This window comes from Chryseobacterium sp. 2TAF14 (assembly GCF_052115105.1).
GTDB lineage: Bacteria > Bacteroidota > Bacteroidia > Flavobacteriales > Weeksellaceae > Chryseobacterium.
Genome location: NZ_JBFRGA010000028.1, coordinates 1 through 22,803 on the forward strand (window position 1 = coordinate 1; position 22,803 = coordinate 22,803).

The following is a 22,803-nucleotide window of genomic DNA, read 5'->3' on the forward strand; positions in this document are numbered from 1 at the left end:
GTTGATGAGTTGTTTTCAAAATCAATCAGCAACATCTTAGGAATATTAATTAACAGCTTCAACTAATAAAAACTATTTTCTAAATAATGAGCGAATTAAAATGGTATGTACTGAAAGCGATCAGCGGACAGGAAAATAAAGTGAAAAACTATATTGAGACAGAAATCAAACGTTTAGGGTTTGAGCAGTATGTTACTCAGGTGGTTATTCCTATGGAAAAGGTGATTCAGCTTAGAAACGGAAAAAAAGTTCCTAAAGAAAGACCTTACTATCCAGGTTACTTGATGGTAGAAGCAGATCTGATGGGAGAAATTCCTCACGTTATAAAAAACATTCCGGGTGTAATTTCTTTCTTAAGTTTAACTAAAGGCGGAGATCCTGTACCGATGAGAAAATCTGAGGTTAACAGAATGCTTGGTAGAATGGATGAGCTTTCAGAATTTGCTACTGATGCAGAAATTCCATTCATCGTTGGAGAGAATGTAAAAGTAATCGATGGTCCTTTCAACGGATTCAACGGTACAGTAGAAAAAATTCTTGAAGATAAGAAGAAAGTAGAAGTATCTGTTTTGATCTTCGGAAGAAAAACTCCAATGGAGTTGAGCTATATGCAGGTAGAGAAAGTATAACTCATACTTTTTAAAATATAAAAACCGTTCAGATTTTGAGCGGTTTTTTTTGTTTTAAAACAAATATACAATTGATATTCTTAATATTTATTGAATTATAATTAGTTGTTTTAAAATTGATAAAGCAACATCTTTGTGATAAGAATATAATTTCTATTCGTAATAAGGTTTTTAGCTTCAGGAAAACTTCATCAAAAATTTAATAGAATCTCATAATTGTATCATATATAATTATAAATAACTAAGGAGTACTTTTTTATTTATTTTATTTTCTGAATTTTAATCAGTTAAGTATTTGCTAATTAAAAAATATTTCATAATTTTGCAGTCCGAAAAGTAGGTTTACTTTATGTGAGTGCGGTAACCTGCTGAATAATAAATGCTTCCAAACTCATTAATTATTCAAATTTAAAAAACAAAAAATGGCTAAAAAAGTCTTTAAAATGGTAAAGCTTCAGGTGAAAGGTGGCGCAGCTAACCCTTCTCCACCAGTAGGTCCAGCTTTGGGTTCTGCAGGTGTGAACATCATGGAGTTTTGTAAGCAATTTAACGGGAGAACCCAAGATAAGCCAGGACAAGTTTTACCTGTAGTAATTACAGTGTACGAAGACAAATCTTTTGAATTCGTAATCAAAACTCCTCCTGCAGCAATCCAGTTGATGGATGCGGCTAAGATCAAAGGTGGTTCCGGAGAACCAAACAGAAACAAAGTAGGTGCTGTATCTTGGGCTCAGGTTCAGAAGATCGCTGAAGACAAGATGACTGACCTTAACTGCTTTACAATCGATTCTGCAGTTTCTATGGTGGCAGGTACTGCTAGATCTATGGGATTAAGAGTAACAGGAACTAAACCAACTTTTAACGCTTAATACTTAGAGAAATGGCAAAATTGACTAAAAAGCAAAAGGAAGCTTTAAGCAAAGTAGAAAAAGGAAGAATCTATAACCTTGAAGAAGGTTCTGCTCTTGTAAAAGAGGTGAACACTGCAAAGTTTGATGCTTCTGTAGATATCGCTGTAAGATTGGGTGTAGATCCAAGAAAAGCAAACCAAATGGTAAGAGGTGTAGTATCTCTTCCTCACGGAACTGGTAAAGATGTTAAAGTTTTGGCTTTAGTAACTCCAGATAAAGAAGCTGAAGCTAAAGAAGCTGGTGCTGATTATGTAGGTCTTGACGAATATTTACAAAAAATAAAAGAAGGTTGGACTGACGTTGATGTTATCGTTACTATGCCGGCTGTTATGGGTAAATTAGGACCATTAGGTAGAGTTTTAGGACCAAGAGGTCTTATGCCAAACCCTAAATCAGGTACTGTAACTATGGAAATTGGTAAAGCAGTAACTGAAGTAAAAGCTGGTAAAATTGATTTCAAAGTAGACAAATACGGTATTATCCATGCTGGTATTGGTAAAGTATCTTTCGATGCTGCTAAAATCAAGGAAAATGCTCAGGAATTGATCCAGACTTTGATCAAAATGAAGCCAACTGCTGCTAAAGGTACTTACGTGAAGTCGATCTATTTGTCTTCTACAATGAGTCCTGGTATTGCAATCGATACTAAATCTGTTAACTAATTATAATCCTTAAGACAATGACAAAAGACCAAAAAGTTGTAGCGATACAAGAGATCAAAGATTTGCTTCAGGATGCTAAAGTAGTTTATGTAGCAGATCTAGACGGTTTGAATGCTTCTAAATCTTCTGATTTCAGAAGACAGGCTTTCAAGCAAAATATCAAAGTAAAAGTGGTAAAAAATACACTTTTGCAAAAAGCAATGGAACAAATTGACGGAGTAGATTTCTCTGAAATGTTCCAGACTTTCAAAGGTAACTCTGCATTAATGATTGCTGAAACAGCTAACGCTCCTGCAAAATTAATCAAAGACTTTAGAAAAAAAGAAGAGAAGCCGGCTTTAAAATCAGCTTTCGTACAAGAAACTTTCTATGTTGGTGACAACAACCTTGATACTTTAGTAAACATCAAGTCTAGAGAAGAAATGATCGGTGAAATCATCGGATTACTTCAGTCTCCAATTCAAAGAGTTGTTTCTGCTCTTCAAAACAAGCCTGAGACAGTAGAAGCTAAAGCTGAAGAAGCTGCACCTGCAGCAGAAGAAGCTCCTGCTACTGAAACTCCGGAAACTCCAGCTGCCGAAGGTGAGACTCCAGCTGCTGAATAATTACACTCAAAAAATTAAATAAATAATCAACAAAAACATTACAACAATGTCAGATTTAAAAAATTTAGCTGAAACGCTAGTAAACTTAACAGTAAAAGACGTAAATGAATTAGCTACTATCCTTAAGGATGAGTACGGAATTGAGCCAGCTGCTGCTGCTGTAGTAGTATCAGGTGGAGGTGCAGGTGAAGCTGCTGAAGAAAAAACTGAATTCGACGTAATTCTTAAGTCTGCAGGTGCTTCTAAATTAGCTATCGTTAAATTGGTAAAAGATTTAACTGGTGCTGGTCTTAAAGAAGCTAAAGACATCGTAGATGGAGCTCCTTCTGCTATCAAAGAAGGGATCTCTAAAGACGAAGCTGAAGCTCTTAAGAAGCAATTAGAAGAAGCTGGTGCTGAAGTAGAATTGAAGTAAGAAGTAATCATTTACTTTAAAGATAAAAGGAGCAACTACATTTTGTAGTTGCTTTTTTTTTATTTATATCACAAAATCTATTTGATATTTATTTACGGTAAAAAAATTTTGTTGCATTAATAAAAATGATATTATTTTTAGAGCCTGTTTAAATAACGAAAAGACGCAAGATTTGATAAAAGTTCTTTGTTTAAGGCACAAGGAGAAAATCAAAGATTTTTCTTTTATAGTGCTGATGATCAATTTTATCGAAGATAAAATCCTTGCGCCTTAAAGCATATTAAATTTAAACAATTTTGCGCCTTTGCGAAAAACCAATTATGAAATTCATATTTATTAATTTTTAAACAGACTCTTAAACTATTTTACAAAATATTTCAGTCAATAAAATCCTCTTTTACAGTAAAAATTTTTATTCTGTACTAAATTTCAAAATGAATTTTTATAACCGCTTCATAATGAAGTGGTTTTTGTTGTGTAAGAAAATAAAATTTTGTAAATTTGCAATCTCTTTTGGCGCTAAAAATTAAACATAACACGGTAAAATATTGAAAATCAGCTCTTTCATTAATTTGAAAGGGAGCTTTGTGTTTTTGCTGTAACTGTTATTTTTTTCGTCTTTAGAATAAAAATAAAAATATTTTGCACTACGCCGTGAAAAGATATACCGGTGTTGCAGTTAGATGATAAAAGACAAAAGAAACAAAGGCAAAAGAAACATACATAACGGCGCCAAAGTTATATATTCCTTTAATCTTTTTACTTTTTTCTTGACTCTTGATTATCTGATATTTTTGAATAAAAACAAAATATTTTTTAACCCTTTCTTAAAAGTTTTATGAGTAAAACAACATCAACAACTAGGGGAGTTGAGAGAATTAATTTCTCTTCGGCTAAAGGAAAAATCATTACTCCGGATTTCTTAGACATCCAGTTAGAGTCATTTAAAGATTTTTTCCAGCTAGATACACTTCCTGAGGACAGAAAGAAAGAAGGTTTGCACAAAACCTTCCAGGAAAACTTTCCAATTACCGATTCCAGAAACCAATTTGTATTGGAGTTCTTAGATTATTTGGTAGATTCTCCACGTTATTCGATCGACGAGTGTGTGGAAAGAGGTTTAACGTATTCCGTGCCTCTAAAAGCAAGACTTAAGTTATACTGTACAGATCCTGAACATGAAGATTTTCAGACCGTTGTACAAGATGTATATTTAGGTCCGGTTCCTTACATGACAGATAGTGGTTCTTTCATTATCAATGGTGCAGAGCGTGTTATTGTAACTCAGTTACACAGATCTCCGGGTGTATTCTTCGGGCAGACTTACCACGCAAACGGAACTAAACTTTACTATTCAAGAATCATTCCTTTCAAAGGATCTTGGATGGAATTTACTACCGATATCAACAGCGTAATGTACGCATATATCGACCGTAAGAAAAAGTTACCTTTAACAACATTATTAAGAGCGATCGGTTTTGAGTCTGATAAAGATATTCTTCAGATTTTTGACCTTGCAGAAGAGGTGAAAGTTTCTAAAGCTGCCCTTAAAAAAGTAGAAGGTAGAACTTTAGCTGCGAGAGTATTGAACACATGGTTCGAAGATTTCGTAGACGAAGATACTGGTGAAGTAGTTTCTATCGAAAGAAACGAAATCATCTTGGATAGAGAAACTATTCTTGAAAAAGAACATTTAGATCTTATTTTGGATGCAGGTGTGAAATCTATTTTGATTCACAAAGAAAATTCAAACGAATTCTCTATCATTCAGAATACTTTACAAAAAGACCCTACCAACTCTGAAAAAGAAGCGGTAGAATATATTTACCGTCAGTTAAGAAATGCAGATCCGCCAGATGAGGAAACAGCAAGAGGAATTATCGAAAAATTATTCTTCTCTGAGCAAAGATATTCACTTGGTGAAGTAGGACGTTACAGACTAAACAAAAAGTTAGGTCTTAATATTCCTACTACAACTGAGGTTCTTACAAAAGAAGATATCATTGCGATCGTAAGACACCTGATCGAATTGGTAAACTCTAAAGCGGAGGTTGATGATATCGACCACTTATCAAACAGAAGAATTAAAACTGTTGGTGAGCAATTGGCAGGTCAGTTCGGTGTAGGTCTTTCTAGAATTGCAAGAACAATCAAGGAAAGAATGAACGTTAGAGATAACGAAATCTTTACTCCGCTTGATCTTGTTAATGCTAAAACTTTAACATCAGTTATTAACTCATTCTTTGGTACCAACCAGCTTTCTCAGTTCATGGACCAAACCAACCCATTGTCAGAAATCACGCACAAGCGTAGACTTTCTGCTCTAGGACCTGGTGGTTTATCAAGAGAAAGAGCAGGTTTCGAGGTTCGTGACGTTCACCATACACACTACGGAAGAATTTGTCCGATCGAAACTCCGGAAGGACCAAACATCGGTTTGATCTCTTCTTTAGGTATTTATGCTAAAATCAATACTTTAGGTTTCATCGAAACTCCATATAGAAAAGTAGAAGGCGGTAAAGTTGATTTAAATGCAGATCCGATCTACCTAAATGCAGAAGACGAAGAAGATAAAGTAATTGCTCAGGCAAACGTTGAACTGAATGACGAAGGTGCTTTCGAAACAGACAGAATTATCGCTCGTCTTGACGGTGATTATCCTGTAGTTGAGCCTTCTGAAGTTAACTTGATCGACGTTGCGCCAAACCAGATTTCCGGTATTTCAGCTTCATTAATTCCATTCCTGGAGCATGATGATGCGAACCGTGCATTGATGGGATCAAACATGATGCGTCAAGCCGTTCCTTTGTTGAAACCACAAGCTCCAATTGTAGGTACAGGTTTGGAACAGCAGGTTGCAAAAGATTCAAGAATCTTGATCAACGCAGACGGAAACGGTACTGTAGAATATGTAGACGCAGACAAAATCGTTATCAAATATGAAAGAAGCGAAGACGAAGATTTAGTATCATTCGAATCTGCTACGAAAACATATAACTTAACTAAGTTCAGAAAAACCAACCAAAGTACGACAATTACCCTAAGACCAAATGTAAGAGTTGGTGATCAGGTGGTAAAAGGTCAGGTTCTTTGCGACGGTTACGCTACTGAAAARGGAGAATTGGCTCTTGGTAGAAACTTAGTGGTTGCGTTCATGCCTTGGAAGGGTTACAACTTCGAGGATGCGATTGTAATTAACGAAAAAGTTGTACGTGAAGACTGGTTTACTTCAATCCACGTTGACGAGTATTCTCTTGAAGTTCGTGATACCAAATTAGGTATGGAAGAATTGACGGCAGATATTCCAAACGTTTCTGAAGAAGCTACAAAAGATCTTGACGAGAACGGTATGATCAGAATCGGTGCTGAAGTGAAGCCTGGAGATATTATGATTGGTAAAATCACTCCAAAAGGTGAATCAGACCCTACTCCTGAAGAAAAACTTCTTAGAGCAATCTTCGGTGACAAAGCTGGTGATGTGAAAGATGCTTCATTGAAAGCAGATTCATCATTAAGAGGTGTTGTGATCGACAAAAAATTGTTCTCAAGAAACATTAAAGATAAAAAGAAAAGAACTGAAGAAAAACTTAAGCTTGAAGAGATTGAAAATACTTACAAAGCTAAGTTTGATGAGTTGAGAAATAGTTTAATTGAAAAATTAAACACTTTAGTTAGCGGTAAAACTTCTCAGGGAGTTACCAACGACTTAGATGAGGAAATCATCGGTAAAGGTGTGAAATTCACTCATAAATTATTGACTTCAGTTGAAGACTATGTAAACGTAAGCGGTGCAGACTGGACAGTTGATGCTGATAAAAACGAATTAATCAAACAATTAATTCACAACTATAAAATCAAATTCAACGATATTCAAGGGGTTAAAAACCGTGAGAAATTCGCAATTTCTATCGGAGATGAGCTTCCTGCAGGGATCATGAAGTTGGCTAAAGTTTATATTGCTAAAAAACGTAAACTGAATGTAGGAGATAAAATGGCGGGTCGTCACGGTAACAAAGGTATCGTTTCGAGAATCGTTCGTGAAGAAGATATGCCATTCCTGGAAGACGGAACACCGGTAGATATCGTATTGAATCCACTTGGGGTACCTTCTCGTATGAACATCGGTCAGATCTACGAAACCGTTTTAGGATGGGCAGGTAGAAAATTAGGATTGAAGTTCGCTACGCCGATCTTTGACGGAGCAAGTCTTGATCAGATTACTGAGTACACTGAGAAAGCAGGAGTTCCTAAATTCGGTCACACTTACCTTTATGATGGTGGAACCGGAGAAAGATTTACACAGGCTGCAACAGTTGGTATCATTTACATGTTGAAATTAGGTCACATGGTTGATGACAAAATGCACGCACGTTCTATTGGTCCATACTCATTGATTACTCAGCAACCATTAGGAGGTAAAGCTCAGTTTGGTGGACAGAGATTCGGAGAGATGGAGGTTTGGGCTCTTGAAGCATTCGGAGCATCAAATATCTTGAGAGAAATCTTGACTGTGAAGTCGGATGACGTGATTGGTAGAGCAAAAACTTATGAAGCAATTGCGAAAGGTGAAGCAATGCCTGAACCGGGTATTCCTGAATCTTTCAACGTACTACTTCACGAGTTACAAGGTCTTGGATTAGACGTAAGACTAGAGGAATAATTTTAAATTTTAAATTATAAATGTTGAATGGAAACATTCAAAAATTAATCTAAAATCTAAAATCTAAAATTTAAAATCTAACAAATGTCAAATAAAAATAAATCAAGTAGATTTAATAAAATAACCATCGGTTTAGCTTCACCGGAGTCTATTCTTCAGGATTCAAGAGGGGAAGTTCTTAAGCCGGAAACTATTAACTACAGAACGCACAAGCCTGAAAGAGATGGTTTGTTCTGTGAAAAGATCTTCGGTCCTATCAAGGATTACGAATGTGCTTGTGGTAAATACAAGAGAATTCGTTACAAGGGGATCGTTTGTGACCGTTGTGGTGTAGAGGTTACGGAGAAAAAAGTACGTAGAGAGAGAATCGGACATATCAATTTGGTAGTTCCTATCGCTCACATCTGGTATTTCCGTTCTTTACCAAATAAAATCGGTTACCTTTTAGGAATTCCTTCTAAGAAATTAGATATGATCATCTACTACGAAAGATATGTAGTGATCCAACAAGGTATTGCTAAGAAATTAGACGGTTCTGATTTCGAAAACATGGAGTTCTTAACTGAAGAAGAGTACCTAGACATTATGGAAACTCTTCCAATCGAGAACCAGTATCTTGATGATTCCGATCCAAACAAATTCATCGCTAAAATGGGTGCTGAAGCTGTTGAGGAATTATTAAAAAGAATCGATCTTGATGCATTGTCTTTCGACTTGAGACACAAAGCTCACAACGAAGGTTCAAAACAAAGAAGAACTGAAGCTCTTAAAAGATTGAACGTTGTAGAAGCATTGAGAGGTGCTAATACAAGAATGATCAACAGACCGGAGTGGATGATTATGCGTGTACTTCCTGTTATCCCACCAGAACTAAGACCATTAGTTCCATTGGATGGTGGACGTTTCGCTACTTCCGATTTGAATGACCTTTACAGAAGAGTTATTATCAGAAATAATCGTTTGAAGAGATTATTGGAGATCAAAGCTCCAGAAGTAATCTTGAGAAACGAGAAGCGTATGCTTCAGGAATCAGTAGATTCATTATTCGATAATACAAGAAAATCTTCAGCAGTAAAATCTGAATCAAACAGACCATTGAAATCTCTTTCAGATTCATTGAAAGGTAAGCAAGGTCGTTTCCGTCAGAACTTATTAGGAAAAAGGGTAGATTACTCGGCGCGTTCGGTAATTGTTGTAGGTCCAAACTTGCAGCTTCACGAATGTGGTATTCCTAAAGATATGGCTGCGGAACTTTACAAACCGTTCATCATTAGAAAACTAATTGAAAGAGGAATTGTAAAAACAGTAAAATCTGCAAAGAGAATTATTGACAGAAAAGAACCGGTAGTTTATGATATCTTAGAAAACGTGATGAAAGGTCACCCTGTTCTACTGAACAGAGCACCTACGCTTCACAGATTGGGTATTCAGGCTTTCCAACCTAAGATGATCGAAGGTAAGGCAATCCAGCTACACCCGTTGGTAACAACAGCATTCAACGCCGATTTCGATGGTGACCAGATGGCGGTACACTTACCTTTAGGTCCAGAAGCGATTTTGGAAGCTCAGTTATTGATGTTAGGTTCTCAAAACATCTTGAACCCTGCAAACGGTTCTCCGATCACGGTACCTTCTCAGGACATGGTTCTTGGTCTTTATTTTATGACTAAAGAATTGTCTTCTACAGAAGAGATGAAAGTAAAAGGTGAAGGTCTTGCATTCTATTCTCCTGAAGAAGCGGAAATCGCTTACGCTGAAGGTAGAGTATCTTTAAATGCTAAAGTAAGATGTAGACTTCCTGTAAAAGAAAACGGCGAAATCGTTACAAGATTGATCGAAACTTCTGTGGGTAGAATTTTGTTCAACCAAATTGTACCTAAGCAAGTAGGATATATTAATGAACTTTTAACTAAAAAATCATTAAGAAATGTTATCGGTAAGATCCTTGCTGATACAGATTTCCCTACAACTGTGAAGTTCTTGGACGCAATGAAAGACTTAGGTTACTCAAATGCATTCAAAGGAGGTCTTTCTTTCTCACTAGGGGATATTGTAGTTCCTGTTGAGAAAAAACAAATGATTGCTTCATCTATTGAAACTGTAGACGAAATTAGAGCCAACTATAACATGGGTCTAATTACCGATACAGAACGTTATAACCAGGTAATCGACGTTTGGACAAACACCAACGCCGGATTAACTGAAATGATCATGAGCAGAATGAAAACTGACCAAGGTGGTTTCAACTCTGTATATATGATGCTTGACTCTGGAGCGAGGGGTTCTAAGGAACAGATCCGTCAGTTATCAGGGATGAGAGGTTTGATGGCAAAACCGCAAAAAGCTGGTTCTACCGGTGCGGAAATTATTGAAAACCCGATCCTTGCAAACTTTAAAGAAGGTCTTTCCATCTTAGAATACTTTATCTCTACTCACGGTGCTCGTAAAGGTCTTGCGGATACCGCTCTTAAGACTGCCGATGCAGGTTACTTAACGAGAAGATTGGTAGACGTTGCACAGGATGTTATCGTTACAGAAGACGATTGTGGAACTTTAAGAGGTACAGAAGTTACTGCGCTTAAGAAAAATGACGAGATCGTTGAAAAAATCTCTGAAAGAATCTTAGGTAGAGTTTCTTTACATAATATTTACGATCCTGAAACAGATGAGTTAATCGCTCAGGCAGATCAGATCATTAATGAATCTTTAGCTAAAAAAATCGAAGAACTCGGTATTGAAGCAGTTGAGGTTCGTTCACCGCTTACTTGTGAAACTAAAAAAGGAATCTGTGCTAAATGTTACGGTAGAAACTTGGCAACAGGTAAGATGATTCACATGGGTGAAGCTGTAGGAGTTATTGCTGCACAATCAATTGGTGAACCGGGAACTCAGCTTACATTGAGAACTTTCCACCAAGGGGGGGTATCTACAAACGTATCTGAAAACCCTTCAATTTCTGCAAGAAGAGACGGTATCGTAGAATTGGATGAGGTAAGAACAATTACTTCTGAAGACGAAAACGGTAACACCACTGAGGTAGTAGTATCTCGTACAACAGAATTCAGATTGGTTGCGGATAATGAAACCAGAACTCCGTTAATGGTAGCTAACGTACCTTATGGTTCTCAATTATTAGTTAAATCTGGTGATAAAGTGAAGAAAGGAGATATCATTGCAAAATGGGATCCTTATAACGCTGTAATTATTGCAGAAACTGCTGGTAAAGTAGAATACGAAGATATTATCCAGGGTATTTCATTCCAGTTGGAGATTGACGAAGCTACAGGATTTGAAGAAAAAGTAATCTCTGAATCCAGAAATAAGAAAGCCGTACCTACATTAAAAGTAGTAGATTCTAAAGGTGTTGAGCAAAAAGGCTACAACTTACCGGTAGGAGCCCACTTAATGGTAAACGACGGTGAAAAAATTAAGGCTGGTAAAGTCTTGATCAAGATCCCGAGAAAAGCTGCTAAGACTGGGGATATTACAGGAGGTCTTCCGAGAGTTACCGAATTATTTGAAGCGAGAAATCCTTCAAACCCAGCGGTTGTTACAGAAATCGACGGGGTTGTTTCTTACGGAAAAATCAAGAGAGGTAACCGAGAATTGATTGTTGAAGCTAAAACTGGAGAGAGAAAAATTTATTTAGTTAAATTATCAAACCAGATCTTGGTGCAGGAGAATGACTTCGTAAGAGCTGGTTCGCCACTTTCTGACGGTTCAGTTACTCCGGATGATATCTTGAAGATCAAAGGACCAACTGCGGTTCAGGAATATTTAGTAAACGAAATTCAGGAAGTTTACCGTCTTCAGGGGGTAAAAATCGACGACAAGCACTTCGAGATCATCGTAAGACAGATGATGACAAAAGTATCAATCGTTGATGGAGGTGATACTCAGTTCCTTGAGGCTGCTTTAGAGCATAAGTTTGATTTCTTGGAGGAAAACAACAGAGTATTTGGTCTTAAAGTAGTTACGGAAGCCGGAGATTCTAAAGTATTCAGACCTGGACAGATGATTACAGCGAGAGAATTAAGAGACGAAAACTCTAAATTGAAGCGTGAAGATCAGGCTTTAGTTGAAGTAAGAGATGCTTTACCTGCTACTGCAACACCAGTATTGCAAGGTATTACAAGAGCGGCTCTACAAACGAAGTCGTTCATGTCTGCAGCGTCATTCCAGGAAACTACGAAAGTTCTTAACGAAGCAGCAGTTGCCGGTAAAGTAGACAGCCTGAATGGTCTTAAAGAAAATGTAATTGTAGGACACAGAATTCCTGCAGGTACAGGTCTTAAAGAGTACCAAAATGTAATTGTTGGTTCTAAGAAAGAATTCGAAGACCTTAATTAAAATTAATGATTTGAAATTTGAGGTTTGAAATTATTTTTATACTTTCACAATCTCAAATTTCATATTTAAAAATATAACTTATACAATGGACAATCAAAATCAAAACAACGATCCAAACAACATCAACATCCAACTTAACGAGATGGTAGCTTCAGGAGTTTACTGTAACCTTGCTTTAGTAAACCACTCTCCATCTGAGTTTGTAGTAGATTTCATCCAGCTTATGCCGGGTGTACAGCAGGCAAACGTGAGATCAAGAGTAATCTTGGCTCCTCTTCACGCTAAGAGAGTTTTAGCTGCACTTCAGCAAAATGTTGCTAATTATGAGCAGCAGTTTGGAGAAATCAAAGAAGTTGAACCTTTCGTATTAGGAGGAAACAACGTTAACGCTTAAGATTTTTTCTTACAATAAAGATAAAATACCTCGGTTTTACCGGGGTATTTTTGTTTTTAAGACGGTTATCATCGGTATCCTTTTAAACTGTTAATTCAAATAAATTTGTTTAAAATATTAAAATAATTAACAATTGCTTTGATAATGAATAATTTAAAATCAATAAATTGTTTTTATTAAAACGCATTACGCTCAGTCCTCTGAAAATCTTATTTCTTTGTTGAAAAATATTATAAAAATTTAATAGGCGCTTAGTTCAATCAAAAAAAGAACCTTTTAATTTTAAATAAGTTAAAAATAATGCAATAAAATTAGGCCCAATTTTTTATAATTAAATTATATTTGTAATAAAAATACAATAAAGATGAAATATCAACAATTTATTATCGAAAAATTTGGGTTTTTAGGAAATGATTTTTTAGAAGAAATTCAGAAACATAGTTCTCAGGTAAAGATAAAAGGAAAAACCGAGATCCTTGCAGAAGGAAATAAAATAAAAAATATTCCTTTTGTAGTAAGCGGAAGTTTAAAAGTATATGCTCTAAATGATGGAAGGGAGCTCATCTATAATTATATAAGACCCGGAGAAACCTGTTTGATGAGTTTTTCAACAATTTTTAATGATTTTGTAAGCAGAGTATACGTTGTTTCGGAAGAAGATACTGAAGCTCTGGTGATACCGGCTACAGTTTTACTCGACTGGCTGATCAAATATCCCCAAATTAATAAGCTTTTTTATTACGAATTTGACCTTCGTTTTACAGATATTATGAATATGGTAAATGATGCGGTTTTTCACAAGCTGGATAAAAGAATTATGAATTATATCAAACAACAGATTACGCTTACAGGGCAAAACCCCATTAAGCTTACTCATAAAGAAATTGCCCACAATTTGGGAACTTCAAGAGAGGTAGTGAGCCGACTTTTAAAAAAAGTTGAAAACGAAGGCGAAATTATTCAGACTAAAGAAGGTATTAAAATACTTGTAAATGAGGATGTTAGGATTTAATTGTAATAATATTAAAATCTGATTGATAAAAACAATTCACTCGGTGATCTTTATCACCGAGGTTTAAAAATTTTAGTGTATAAGTTTGTCATACCAATAATCAACAATTATGTGTATGACAAAAGCTCTCCTTTTTTTGTCAATGCTAGCTTCAGGTTTTGCCTTTGCTCAGGAAGACCTTTTGAAGAATATTCCTAAACATTCAGAATATCGTTTTAATGTTTTTTTAACTTACGAAACTTTTTTGTGAATTTTTCGGAGGCTACCTTTGCACAAAATCTTTATAATGAAAAAAGTATTGGCATTTTTAATGCTGATTGTTTCACTGACAATTTACGCTCAAAAAGGAACTATAGATACCGCACAGATTGTTATTCCTGATCGTTTTAATGATGCTGAAGCAATGAAAAAACCTTACGTGATTATGATTTCTGCAGACGGTTTTAGGTATGATTATACTAAAAAATATAATGCTCGAAATCTTTTGAAATATTCGGATGAAGGTATTCAGTCAAACGCAATGATTCCAAGTTATCCAAGCATTACATTTCCGAATCACTGGACTTTGATTACAGGGCTGTATCCTTCTCATCACGGCTTGATTGATAATTATTTTTACGATTATCAAAGAAAACAAGCTTATGCAATGAGCAACCGCCAAAATGCAGAAGACGGAAGCTGGTACGGCGGAACTCCGCTTTGGAGTTTGGCAGAAAAACAAGGAACAGTCAGCGCTTCTTTGCAATGGGTAGGCTCGGCAAGTGACGCAGGCGGAATAAGACCAACGTATTATTATCCTTATCACGAAAAATTTTCACCTTCAGAAAAAGCAGATAAAATAATTAATTGGCTGAAGCTTCCTGAAGAAAAAAGGCCGCATTTTATTTCATTATATTTCCCGGAAGTCGATGGGGCGGGACATCATTTCGGACCTGAAGCCAAAGAAACAGAAGCTGCAGTACATTTGATTGATGAGGCGATTGGAAATCTGGTTCAGAAAGTAAATCAGTTAGGTTTAAAAAATGTAAATTTTATTTTCGTTTCAGATCACGGAATGATAAAAGTTGATGGCGGAAATCCACTCGAAATTCCGGCTATGCTTTTAGATAAAAACAGATTCGATTTTTATAATTCTCAGACACTGTTAAGAGTTTATGTTAAAAATCCTGATGAGGTAAAGAAAGTTTACAAAGAACTTAAAGCCAACCAAACTGATGATTACGATGTGTATCTTGACAAAAAACTTCCGAAATATCTTCATTTTCGAACAAAAGATGACAAATACAACAGAATCGGACAGATTCTATTAATTCCAAAAGCACCCAAAATATTCTTAGAAAAAGGCAAAAAAACTTCAATAGGAAAACACGGTTACAACCCGAAACTTGTTCCTGAAATGAAAGCCACATTCTTCGCTTGGGGACCGGAATTTAAAAATAATCTGGTGATTGATGAGTTTGAAAACATTAATGTCTATCCTTTGGTTGCTGAAATTTTAGGCTTAAAAATCACACAGCCCATCGATGGGAAAATTAAAGTTCTCAATAAAACTCTGAAAAAAGAAAATTAGGAGTCCTGAAAGGACGACTTAAAACAGGATAGGGTAAAACCATTTTAATGATTTCAATTTCAGAAACAATATTGTGTTCACCGCAGAAATCAAGCATTTCCTGAGTCTCGGCAATTCCTCCGATCACAGAACCTGCAACCGATTTTCTTCCCATAATCATCGGTGGAGTGAATAAAGAATCTTCCATTTTACCGATAAAACCTACCAAAACGTGGGTTCCGTTAATCGTTAAAGTGCTGATGTAAGGATTTACGTCGTGATCATAAGGAACGGTGTCAATAATCAGGTCAAACTTTCCTTTTACAGAATCCATTTGAGAATCATCTGTAGAAATTACAACGTGATCGGCGCCCAGTTTTTTAGCATCTTCAGTTTTTCCCGGAGTTCTTGAGAACAAAGTCACTTCAGCTCCCAAACCTTTTGCTAATTTAATCGCCATATGTCCCAATCCGCCTAAACCGACAACGGCAACTTTAGAATCAGGACCTACATTCCAGTGTCTTAATGGCGACCAGGTGGTAATTCCTGCACAAAGTAACGGGGCAACTGCCGCCAAATCTAAGTTTGCCGGAATTTTTAAAACATGACCTGCATCTACAACTACTTTCTGAGAATATCCGCCAAAAGTATGACCTCCCAAATGCTTGTCATTTCCATTGTACGTTCCTGTGAAACCATTTTCGCAGTATTGTTCCAGGTCATGTTTGCAGCTGTTGCAATGTCCGCACGAATCTACAATGCAGCCAACTCCTGCAAGGTCACCGACTTTGAATTTAGAAACTTCGCTTCCTACTTTCGTTATTTTTCCGATAATTTCATGACCGGGAACCGAAGGATATTTTGTTCCGCCCCAATCGTTTCTTGCGGTGTGAAGATCAGAGTGGCAAACTCCGCAATACAGAATTTCAATTTCTATATCGTTTGCGGTAACTTCTCTTCTTTCGATATTCATTTCTGCTAAATCGGCAGTTTTAGATTCTGCTCCAAAAGCTTTTACGGTGAATGTGTCCATATTTTTTTAATTTAGTTTGATTATACTATTTCTATTTTTTCTAAACTGATTACCTACAATCATTCATAATTTGAAATGTTCGCGTTCTTTGTTGAGTGAAATCGTAGATTCGACGAAGTCAAACGCCTTTGCGAACGAAAAATATTTTCAAACATTTAAAAAAACTTTGCGCTCTTTGCGTTAAAATAAATATTATAATTTAAAGAACAGGCCATCAATTTTCTGATACAAAAGTCGATACTTTAAATGTAAAAATACTTATATAAATTACAGAATCATTTACCAATTTTACTTACGCTCAAAATTGTCGTCTGGAAATTGGTAAATTTGAATTAAAATTAAAAAATACTTCATGGAAAATCAGGAAGTTGAAATATACAGCAGCGTTTCAGAATACAACAAAATGGTGAATCATGAAACGATGCATCCTTTGGTAAGCGTGATCGATTTTTCAAAGTCTGATCCTATTTGTCAGTTCAAAAGAACCTTTGGTTTTTACACTGTTTTTCTGAAAGATGTGATGTGTGGCGACATGCAGTACGGAAAGCACAATTACGATTATCAGGAAGGAACGCTGGTTTTCATTGCTCCGGGACAGACTTACGGAATTTACAACGCAGACACATACATTCAGCCTGCAGGTTTTGCATTGATTTTTCACCCAGATCTGCTGAAAGGAACCAACTTGGGGAAAAACATCAGAGATTACAATTTCTTTTCATACGAAGTTCATGAAGCGTTGCATCTTTCCGAAAAAGAAAGAGAAATTATTTTGGAATGTTTTAAAAATATAAAATTTGAGCTAGAACAGCCTATTGATAAGCACAGCAAATCATTAATTGTGAATAATATCGAGCTGTTTCTGAATTATTGCATGCGTTTTTACGATCGTCAGTTTATCACAAGAGATCATATCAATCAGAATTATATCAATAAATTTGAAAGATCTTTGGATGATTATTTGAAATCTGATAAGCCTAAAAATATTGGTTTTCCGATGGTTAATTATTTTGCGGAACAGCTCAACCTTTCAGCAAATTATTTTGGGGATCTTATTAAAAAAGAGCTCGGAATTTCCGCTCAGGAATTTATTCATAACACACTGATTGATGTGGCGAAAGAACAGATTTTTGATGCAACAAAATCCATCAGTGAAATTTCTTATGATCTTGGGTTTAAATATCCGCAGCATTTTACAAGACTGTTCAAAAGCAAAGTAGGCGTTTCTCCGAGCGAGTTTAAATCTCTGAATTAAGTTTTAAATAAAAAACAAAAATTTGTAAATTGTATTCATAATTTATCTAAAGCTTAGGCTTGAAATCGATGACTGCAAAACAGAATAGTAATACGCACACTTTTCACACCTCTTTCGGAAGAATCTTAGCTTTCAGAGAAAACGGAATTTTAAAAGCTAAAAACATTCGGTATGCTCATTCTGAAAGATTTCAAAAACCGATTCCCGTTGAACCTTCCGCTTCAGAAATTATTTTCCTTGAAAAAACTCCCGTTTGTCCGCAAAATATAAGTCCGCTTTTAGAAAAGATGATTGGAAAAACCAATCTGGATGATTTTGAGGTTGATGAATCGCCACAATATATTTCAGTTTTCAGACCGGAAAATTGTAACGAAAACGAAAAACTTTCTGTCATCGTATGGATTCACGGAGGCTCTTATGAAATTGGCTGCGGAGACATTGCTACGGCAGATCCTACAGATTGGGTGAAAGAACAGAATGTCATTATAGTTGCGGTTTCTTATCGCTTGGGAATTTTTGGTTTTTTAGGCGGAAATCAGGAGAGACCCGCCAATCTTGGTTTATTTGATTTGATTGAAGCTTTGAAATGGATTAAAATAAATATCGGATCTTTTGGTGGAGATCCGGAAAATATTACGCTTTTCGGGCAGTCTTCAGGCGGTGATGCTATTGCTCATTTGATGATTTCTGAAGGAACTGAAAATTTATTTAAAAGAGTAATTATTCACAGCGCACCATTAGGTTTAAGAAAAAACCGTCAAAAAATGTCGACCGAATTTCTTGAAAATACCCGACTATTTAATGATAAATCGGATGCTCTCGAAATTATTGAAAATTATAAAAATTTTGCGCCCTCTTTTTTGAAATATGGTTTAAAAGCGGCAATGCCTTTCGGTACACAATATGGTTTTCCGCCTTTGTGCATTGAAGATGAAGCCGAAGAAAAATGGAAACAAAAGGCTAAAGAAATCGATGTTTTAATTGGGCTGAATGACGAAGAAACCTCTTTTTATCTGAGAGCTTCCGATACGATCAATAAATACATTCCTTCAAAAATTGTAAGCAAAGCAATCCGTACGACGACAGAAATTATTTATGGAAAACCGGCAGCAGATTTTGCTAATAACTTTGCTAACGCCGGTGGAAATGTTTATTTATTCAGAATTTACCCGCGTTTTGAAGTTAGCAATCATTTCTTGGGCGCTCATGCTATTGATCTTCCTTTTATTTTCGGAAATGAATCTGCCTGGAAAAATGCCGGGATTTTAAAAAATATTCCATGGAAATACATTGATGAAAACGGAAAGAAATTAAGAAAACTCTGGACTGAATTTGCCAATAGCGGAAAGATCGCAGATGATTCAGAAAGACCGGAAATTCTTGAAATTTTCAAAGTCTAATCTTTTATGAAGCAAATAAAAAAATCTGCTTGATCCCCTAAATCTGCGAGAGAAAACTATTCAGGTCTTTAAAATTTGTTATTTTGGAAGTAATCTTTACGGACATAAATAGATTCCACGCTTCACTTCGTTACGCTCTGAATGACAAACTTTGTAGATATTTATACTGCATTTTTGTCATTCTGACGAAGGAAGAATCTCAACATTATTATTAAAGATCCTTCAATCCGCTGTCCTCCTTTCAGAATGACAAAATCTGTATAGAATCAATCTTAAAACTCAATCTCAACCTTAGTCTTAACTATTTAGAATCATTCAAAATGTGACAAAAGTCATAAAAATTTTGCCACGTTCTAAAATCTTTTTAAATTTACACCTAACAAATGTTAGTTAGTTGAATATGGATTTTTCAGTGGAATATTTAAAGCTCGATCAGTTGAGAGAGCTTCAGTCTCAGCGATTGACCGATTTGGTCAGTTATCTTGGGGAAAAATCAGATTTTTATAAAGGAAAATTTGATGAATCAGGAATATCTCCACAGGAAATAAGGACTATTGAAGATATTACGAAGCTTCCGATTACTTATAAACAGGATTTAAGAGACAATTATCCGTTCGGATTATTTACCGTTCCGAAAAATGAACTGCAGAGAATTCACTGTTCAAGCGGAACAACAGGAAAACCAACGGTTGTAGGATATACCAAAGAAGATATTGATTTATTTAGTGAAGTCGTGGCGAGATCATYGAACGCAGCGGGAGCAAAACCGGGAATGCAGCTACACAACGCTTACGGTTACGGAATTTTCACGGGCGGACTTGGACTTCATTACGGAGCGGAAAAATTAGGAATGAGCGTTCTTCCGATTTCCGGAGGAATGACAGCAAGACAGGTTGATTTAATTATCGATTTTAAACCTGAAGTGATCTGTTGTTCTCCTTCTTATGCTTTAACAATCGCTGATGAATTTGCAAAACGTGGAGTTTCTGCAGACGAAATCAGTTTGAAATACGCTGTTTTGGGTTCAGAGCCTTGGACGGAATTGATCAGACATCATATTGAAGAAAGATTGGGTGTTCATGCAACTAATATTTATGGTTTAAGTGAAATTATCGGTCCCGGAGTTTCGATGGAAGATTTCGAGGAAAAAGGCGGTTCTTACATTTGGGAAGATCATTTTTACCCTGAAATTTTAGATCCGATTACCAAAGAACCCGTTCCTTTCGGAGAAGAAGGTGTTTTGGTCATTACGACTTTAACGAAAAAAGCAATGCCACTTTTACGTTACTGGACGAACGATATCACAAGTCTTTATTATGACGAAAGTGGTAAAAGAACCATGGTAAAAATGAGACCGATTCTCGGAAGAGCTGATGATATGCTGATTGTAAGAGGTGTAAATGTGTATCCAAGTCAGATTGAAGAAGCATTTTCTCATGTAGAAGGAGTCGTTCCGAATTATTATTTAACACCGATTGAGAAGGAACAGATGTGTGTAGCACTGGATATTGATGTTGAAATTGATGACGAATTGGTAGCTTCGAAAAATTTAAATCAAAATACCGATGATTATGCTATTTTTGCCGGAAACTTTGGAAAAAGCATCGAAAATGAAATTAAAAAGAGGGTAGGAATCACAACAAAAGTGAAAATCCACGCTCAGGACAGTCTTCCGAAATGTGAAGGCGGAAAAATTAACAGAATACTTAAAAAATAAATGAATTCATTTTATAAACTTAAAACTGTAAAAGTTCAGAAAGATACCAACGACGCAGTCAGTGTAGCCGTTGAAATTCCTGAAGAACTGAAAGATAAATTCAGATTCAAACAGGGGCAGTATCTTAATTTCCGAATGATGATCAACGGAAATGAAGAGAGACGTTCTTATTCTATCTGCAACGCTCCAAGTGAAAAAAGTAACACGCTGGAAGTATTGGTTAAGCTTTTAGAAAACGGAAAAGTTTCGGGGTATTTCAACGAGCATCTTCATATGGATGAAATTCTTGAAGTAATGCCTCCGATGGGCGGTTTCAACACTTCTTATCATCCGACAAACGTGAAAACTTACGTTGGTTTGGCGGCAGGAAGCGGAATTTCTCCGGTTTTATCGAATCTTAAAGAAAGTCTTTATCAGGAGCCGAATTCAAATGCTTATTTGTTCTACAGCAACAGAAGCATGAATCACGTGATGAAAAAGGCAGAAATCGATAAGTTGGTTGAACATTTTAACGGAAGACTGAAAGTTGTTTATTTAGTAAGCCGTGAGCAACACGAAGATCCTATTTTTGAAGGAAGAATTTCTCCTGAAAAATTAGATCAGCTGTTTGAAAGATATACAGATATCGATGTTAAAGAATCAACTTTCTTTATTTGCGGACCTTCTGAAATGATTAAGGGAATTGCAGATTATTTAAAGAAAGATAAAAAAGTACCGGCAATTCAGGTTTTATTTGAATATTTCACTGCTCCTGACGAAGAAAATACGGAGGAAATGAGTGATGAGTTTAAAGCCATTGCCAATATTGAAAGTATGGTAACAGTAATCATTGATGATGATGAATATTCGTTCCACTTGAATTCAAAAAAAGAGAGTATCTTAGATAAAGCATTGAAAGACAATCTTCCTGTACCTTTTGCATGTAAAGGAGGAGTTTGTTGTACGTGTAAAGCGGAAGTTTTGGAAGGAGAAGTTTTCATGGAGAAAAACTACGCGCTTACCGAAGAAGAAGTAGCCAGAGGCTTCGTTCTTACCTGTCAATGTCACCCGACAACGAATGTGGTGATGCTTAATTATGACGTATAATTTAATGTAACAATATATCAATTTACCAGTGTAACAATCATTGGTATATTGTTACACTGATACATTGTTAAATTGGAAAAATTATGGATTTAGAAAAATTTGTACAATACGTACACGACGAAAATAAAGTAGAGCCAAAAGATGTAATGCCTGATGATTACAGAAAATTATTGGTTCGTCAGATTTCACAGCACGCCCATTCTGAAATCGTAGGAATGTTGCCGGAAGCGAACTGGATTTCCAGAGCACCTTCATTGAGAAGAAAAATGGCTCTTTTGGCTAAAGTTCAGGATGAAGCGGGGCATGGTTTATACCTTTATTCTGCGACAGAAACTTTAGGAAACGGAACAATAAGAGCAGACAGAGATGCGACTTACGACGATATGCTGTCAGGAAAAGCGAAATATTCAAGTATTTTCAATTATCCGACGCTGAGTTGGGCAGATATCGGTGCAATTGGCTGGTTGGTTGATGGAGCTGCGATTATGAACCAGGTAATGTTGATGGGGAATTCTTACGGTCCTTATTCAAGAGCGATGGTGAAAATCTGTAAAGAAGAATCTTTCCACCAAAGACAGGGTTATGAAATTTTAATGGCGCTTTGTCGAGGCACAAAACAGCAGAAAGAAATGGCTCAGGCTTCGTTAGACCGTTTCTGGTGGCCTGCTTTAATGATGTTTGGTCCAAATGACGACAGCTCACCAAATTCTAAAATCTCTATGAATTACAGAGTAAAAAGAGAAAGTAACGACAGTCTTCGTCAGAGATTCATTGACGTTACCGTTTCTCAGGCTGAATTTTTAGGATTAACCATTCCGGATAAAGATTTAAAATGGAATGAAGGGAGACAACATTACGATTTCGGAGAACTTCCTTGGGATGAATTCATGGAAATCTTAAAAGGAAACGGTCCTGCTAACAAAAAACGTATTGAAACCAAGAGAAAAGCGCAAAGAGAAAATTCTTGGGTAAAAGAAGCAGCGGCAGCTTTTGCTGAGAAGCAAAACGAAAAGGTTAACTAATTATTTAATTTAAACCATTAAGGTTTTGTTTAGAATTTAGTTTAATTAAGAAAAATCATTCTGATTTTAAATCTAAAAGCGAAGCTAAACTTAATATTCTTAA

The 22,803-nt window shown here is 36.0% G+C and carries 16 protein-coding genes; 15 read left to right on the forward strand and 1 reads right to left on the reverse strand.

The features are described 5' to 3' along the window. Positions 1-86: 86 nt before the first annotated feature. From nusG to AB4Y90_RS05300, 10 genes are all read left to right on the forward strand, one after another. The gene (nusG, locus tag AB4Y90_RS05255; protein WP_076560133.1) at positions 87-629 is read left to right on the forward strand and encodes a transcription termination/antitermination protein NusG; all 543 of its coding nucleotides are present in this window, start codon (positions 87-89) and stop codon (positions 627-629) included. Positions 630-1,051: 422 nt separating this feature from the next. After that, on the forward strand, positions 1,052-1,498 hold the full coding sequence (gene rplK, locus AB4Y90_RS05260; protein WP_265428793.1) for a 50S ribosomal protein L11: 447 nt from the start codon (positions 1,052-1,054) through the stop codon (positions 1,496-1,498). 11 nt (positions 1,499-1,509) lie between these two features. Continuing rightward, the gene (rplA, locus tag AB4Y90_RS05265; protein WP_265428794.1) at positions 1,510-2,202 is read left to right on the forward strand and encodes a 50S ribosomal protein L1; all 693 of its coding nucleotides are present in this window, start codon (positions 1,510-1,512) and stop codon (positions 2,200-2,202) included. Between the two features lie 17 nt (positions 2,203-2,219). Next, entirely contained in the window at positions 2,220-2,807 is a 588-nt protein-coding gene (rplJ, locus tag AB4Y90_RS05270; RefSeq protein ID WP_441556406.1) for a 50S ribosomal protein L10, read from the forward strand. Between the two features lie 46 nt (positions 2,808-2,853). Beyond that, a complete protein-coding gene (gene rplL, locus AB4Y90_RS05275) occupies positions 2,854-3,222 on the forward strand; it encodes a 50S ribosomal protein L7/L12 (protein ID WP_441556407.1) in 369 nt (122 codons plus the stop codon). 838 nt (positions 3,223-4,060) lie between these two features. Further along, on the forward strand, positions 4,061-7,882 hold the full coding sequence (gene rpoB, locus AB4Y90_RS05280; protein ID WP_441556408.1) for a DNA-directed RNA polymerase subunit beta: 3,822 nt from the start codon (positions 4,061-4,063) through the stop codon (positions 7,880-7,882). A gap of 84 nt (positions 7,883-7,966) precedes the next feature. Next, positions 7,967-12,232, forward strand: coding sequence for a DNA-directed RNA polymerase subunit beta' (rpoC, locus tag AB4Y90_RS05285; RefSeq protein ID WP_441556409.1), 4,266 nt, complete (start codon positions 7,967-7,969; stop codon positions 12,230-12,232). An 85-nt stretch (positions 12,233-12,317) separates the two neighbouring features. After that, on the forward strand, positions 12,318-12,626 hold the full coding sequence (locus tag AB4Y90_RS05290; RefSeq protein ID WP_441556410.1) for a DUF3467 domain-containing protein: 309 nt from the start codon (positions 12,318-12,320) through the stop codon (positions 12,624-12,626). A gap of 364 nt (positions 12,627-12,990) precedes the next feature. Continuing rightward, a complete protein-coding gene (locus AB4Y90_RS05295; RefSeq protein WP_441556411.1) occupies positions 12,991-13,638 on the forward strand; it encodes a Crp/Fnr family transcriptional regulator in 648 nt (215 codons plus the stop codon). Positions 13,639-13,924: 286 nt separating this feature from the next. Continuing rightward, entirely contained in the window at positions 13,925-15,208 is a 1,284-nt protein-coding gene (locus tag AB4Y90_RS05300; protein ID WP_441556412.1) for an alkaline phosphatase family protein, read from the forward strand. On the opposite strand, the gene AB4Y90_RS05305 is transcribed toward AB4Y90_RS05300, so the two are convergent. After that, on the reverse strand, positions 15,180-16,220 hold the full coding sequence (locus tag AB4Y90_RS05305; RefSeq protein WP_441556413.1) for an NAD(P)-dependent alcohol dehydrogenase: 1,041 nt from the start codon (positions 16,218-16,220) through the stop codon (positions 15,180-15,182). The two genes, AB4Y90_RS05300 and AB4Y90_RS05305, sit on opposite strands and share 29 nt — an antisense overlap. Before the next feature lie 352 nt (positions 16,221-16,572). On the opposite strand from AB4Y90_RS05305, the gene AB4Y90_RS05310 reads away from it, so the two are divergent. The 5 genes from AB4Y90_RS05310 to paaA all read left to right on the forward strand — a co-directional run bounded on the left by AB4Y90_RS05310 (position 16,573) and on the right by paaA (position 22,700). Then, positions 16,573-17,475, forward strand: coding sequence for a helix-turn-helix domain-containing protein (locus AB4Y90_RS05310; RefSeq protein ID WP_441556414.1), 903 nt, complete (start codon positions 16,573-16,575; stop codon positions 17,473-17,475). A gap of 68 nt (positions 17,476-17,543) precedes the next feature. Then, positions 17,544-18,875, forward strand: a complete 1,332-nt coding sequence (locus tag AB4Y90_RS05315; RefSeq protein ID WP_441556415.1) for a carboxylesterase family protein — start codon at positions 17,544-17,546, stop codon at positions 18,873-18,875. Positions 18,876-19,275: 400 nt separating this feature from the next. After that, the gene (locus tag AB4Y90_RS05320; RefSeq protein ID WP_441556416.1) at positions 19,276-20,592 is read left to right on the forward strand and encodes a phenylacetate--CoA ligase family protein; all 1,317 of its coding nucleotides are present in this window, start codon (positions 19,276-19,278) and stop codon (positions 20,590-20,592) included. Then, positions 20,593-21,678 (forward strand): 2Fe-2S iron-sulfur cluster-binding protein, encoded by a 1,086-nt coding sequence (locus AB4Y90_RS05325; RefSeq protein WP_441556417.1) that lies wholly within the window; start codon positions 20,593-20,595, stop codon positions 21,676-21,678. 83 nt (positions 21,679-21,761) lie between these two features. Then, a complete protein-coding gene (gene paaA / locus AB4Y90_RS05330) occupies positions 21,762-22,700 on the forward strand; it encodes a 1,2-phenylacetyl-CoA epoxidase subunit PaaA (protein ID WP_441556418.1) in 939 nt (312 codons plus the stop codon). The last annotated feature ends 103 nt before the right edge of the window (positions 22,701-22,803 follow it).

Bases quoted from the DNA above. Each gene is read 5' to 3' on its own strand.
- AB4Y90_RS05305 (WP_441556413.1), bottom strand. From the start codon at position 16,220: ATGGACACATTCACCGTAAAAGCTTTTGGAGCAGAATCTAAAACTGCC.
- paaA (WP_441556418.1), top strand. From the start codon at position 21,762: ATGGATTTAGAAAAATTTGTACAATACGTACACGACGAAAATAAAGTA.
- AB4Y90_RS05290 (WP_441556410.1), top strand. From the start codon at position 12,318: ATGGACAATCAAAATCAAAACAACGATCCAAACAACATCAACATCCAA.
- rplJ (WP_441556406.1), top strand. From the start codon at position 2,220: ATGACAAAAGACCAAAAAGTTGTAGCGATACAAGAGATCAAAGATTTG.
- rplA (WP_265428794.1), top strand. From the start codon at position 1,510: ATGGCAAAATTGACTAAAAAGCAAAAGGAAGCTTTAAGCAAAGTAGAA.
- nusG (WP_076560133.1), top strand. From the start codon at position 87: ATGAGCGAATTAAAATGGTATGTACTGAAAGCGATCAGCGGACAGGAA.
- AB4Y90_RS05315 (WP_441556415.1), top strand. From the start codon at position 17,544: ATGACTGCAAAACAGAATAGTAATACGCACACTTTTCACACCTCTTTC.
- AB4Y90_RS05325 (WP_441556417.1), top strand. From the start codon at position 20,593: ATGAATTCATTTTATAAACTTAAAACTGTAAAAGTTCAGAAAGATACC.
- AB4Y90_RS05300 (WP_441556412.1), top strand. From the start codon at position 13,925: ATGAAAAAAGTATTGGCATTTTTAATGCTGATTGTTTCACTGACAATT.
- AB4Y90_RS05295 (WP_441556411.1), top strand. From the start codon at position 12,991: ATGAAATATCAACAATTTATTATCGAAAAATTTGGGTTTTTAGGAAAT.
- rpoC (WP_441556409.1), top strand. From the start codon at position 7,967: ATGTCAAATAAAAATAAATCAAGTAGATTTAATAAAATAACCATCGGT.
- rplL (WP_441556407.1), top strand. From the start codon at position 2,854: ATGTCAGATTTAAAAAATTTAGCTGAAACGCTAGTAAACTTAACAGTA.
- rplK (WP_265428793.1), top strand. From the start codon at position 1,052: ATGGCTAAAAAAGTCTTTAAAATGGTAAAGCTTCAGGTGAAAGGTGGC.
- AB4Y90_RS05310 (WP_441556414.1), top strand. From the start codon at position 16,573: ATGGAAAATCAGGAAGTTGAAATATACAGCAGCGTTTCAGAATACAAC.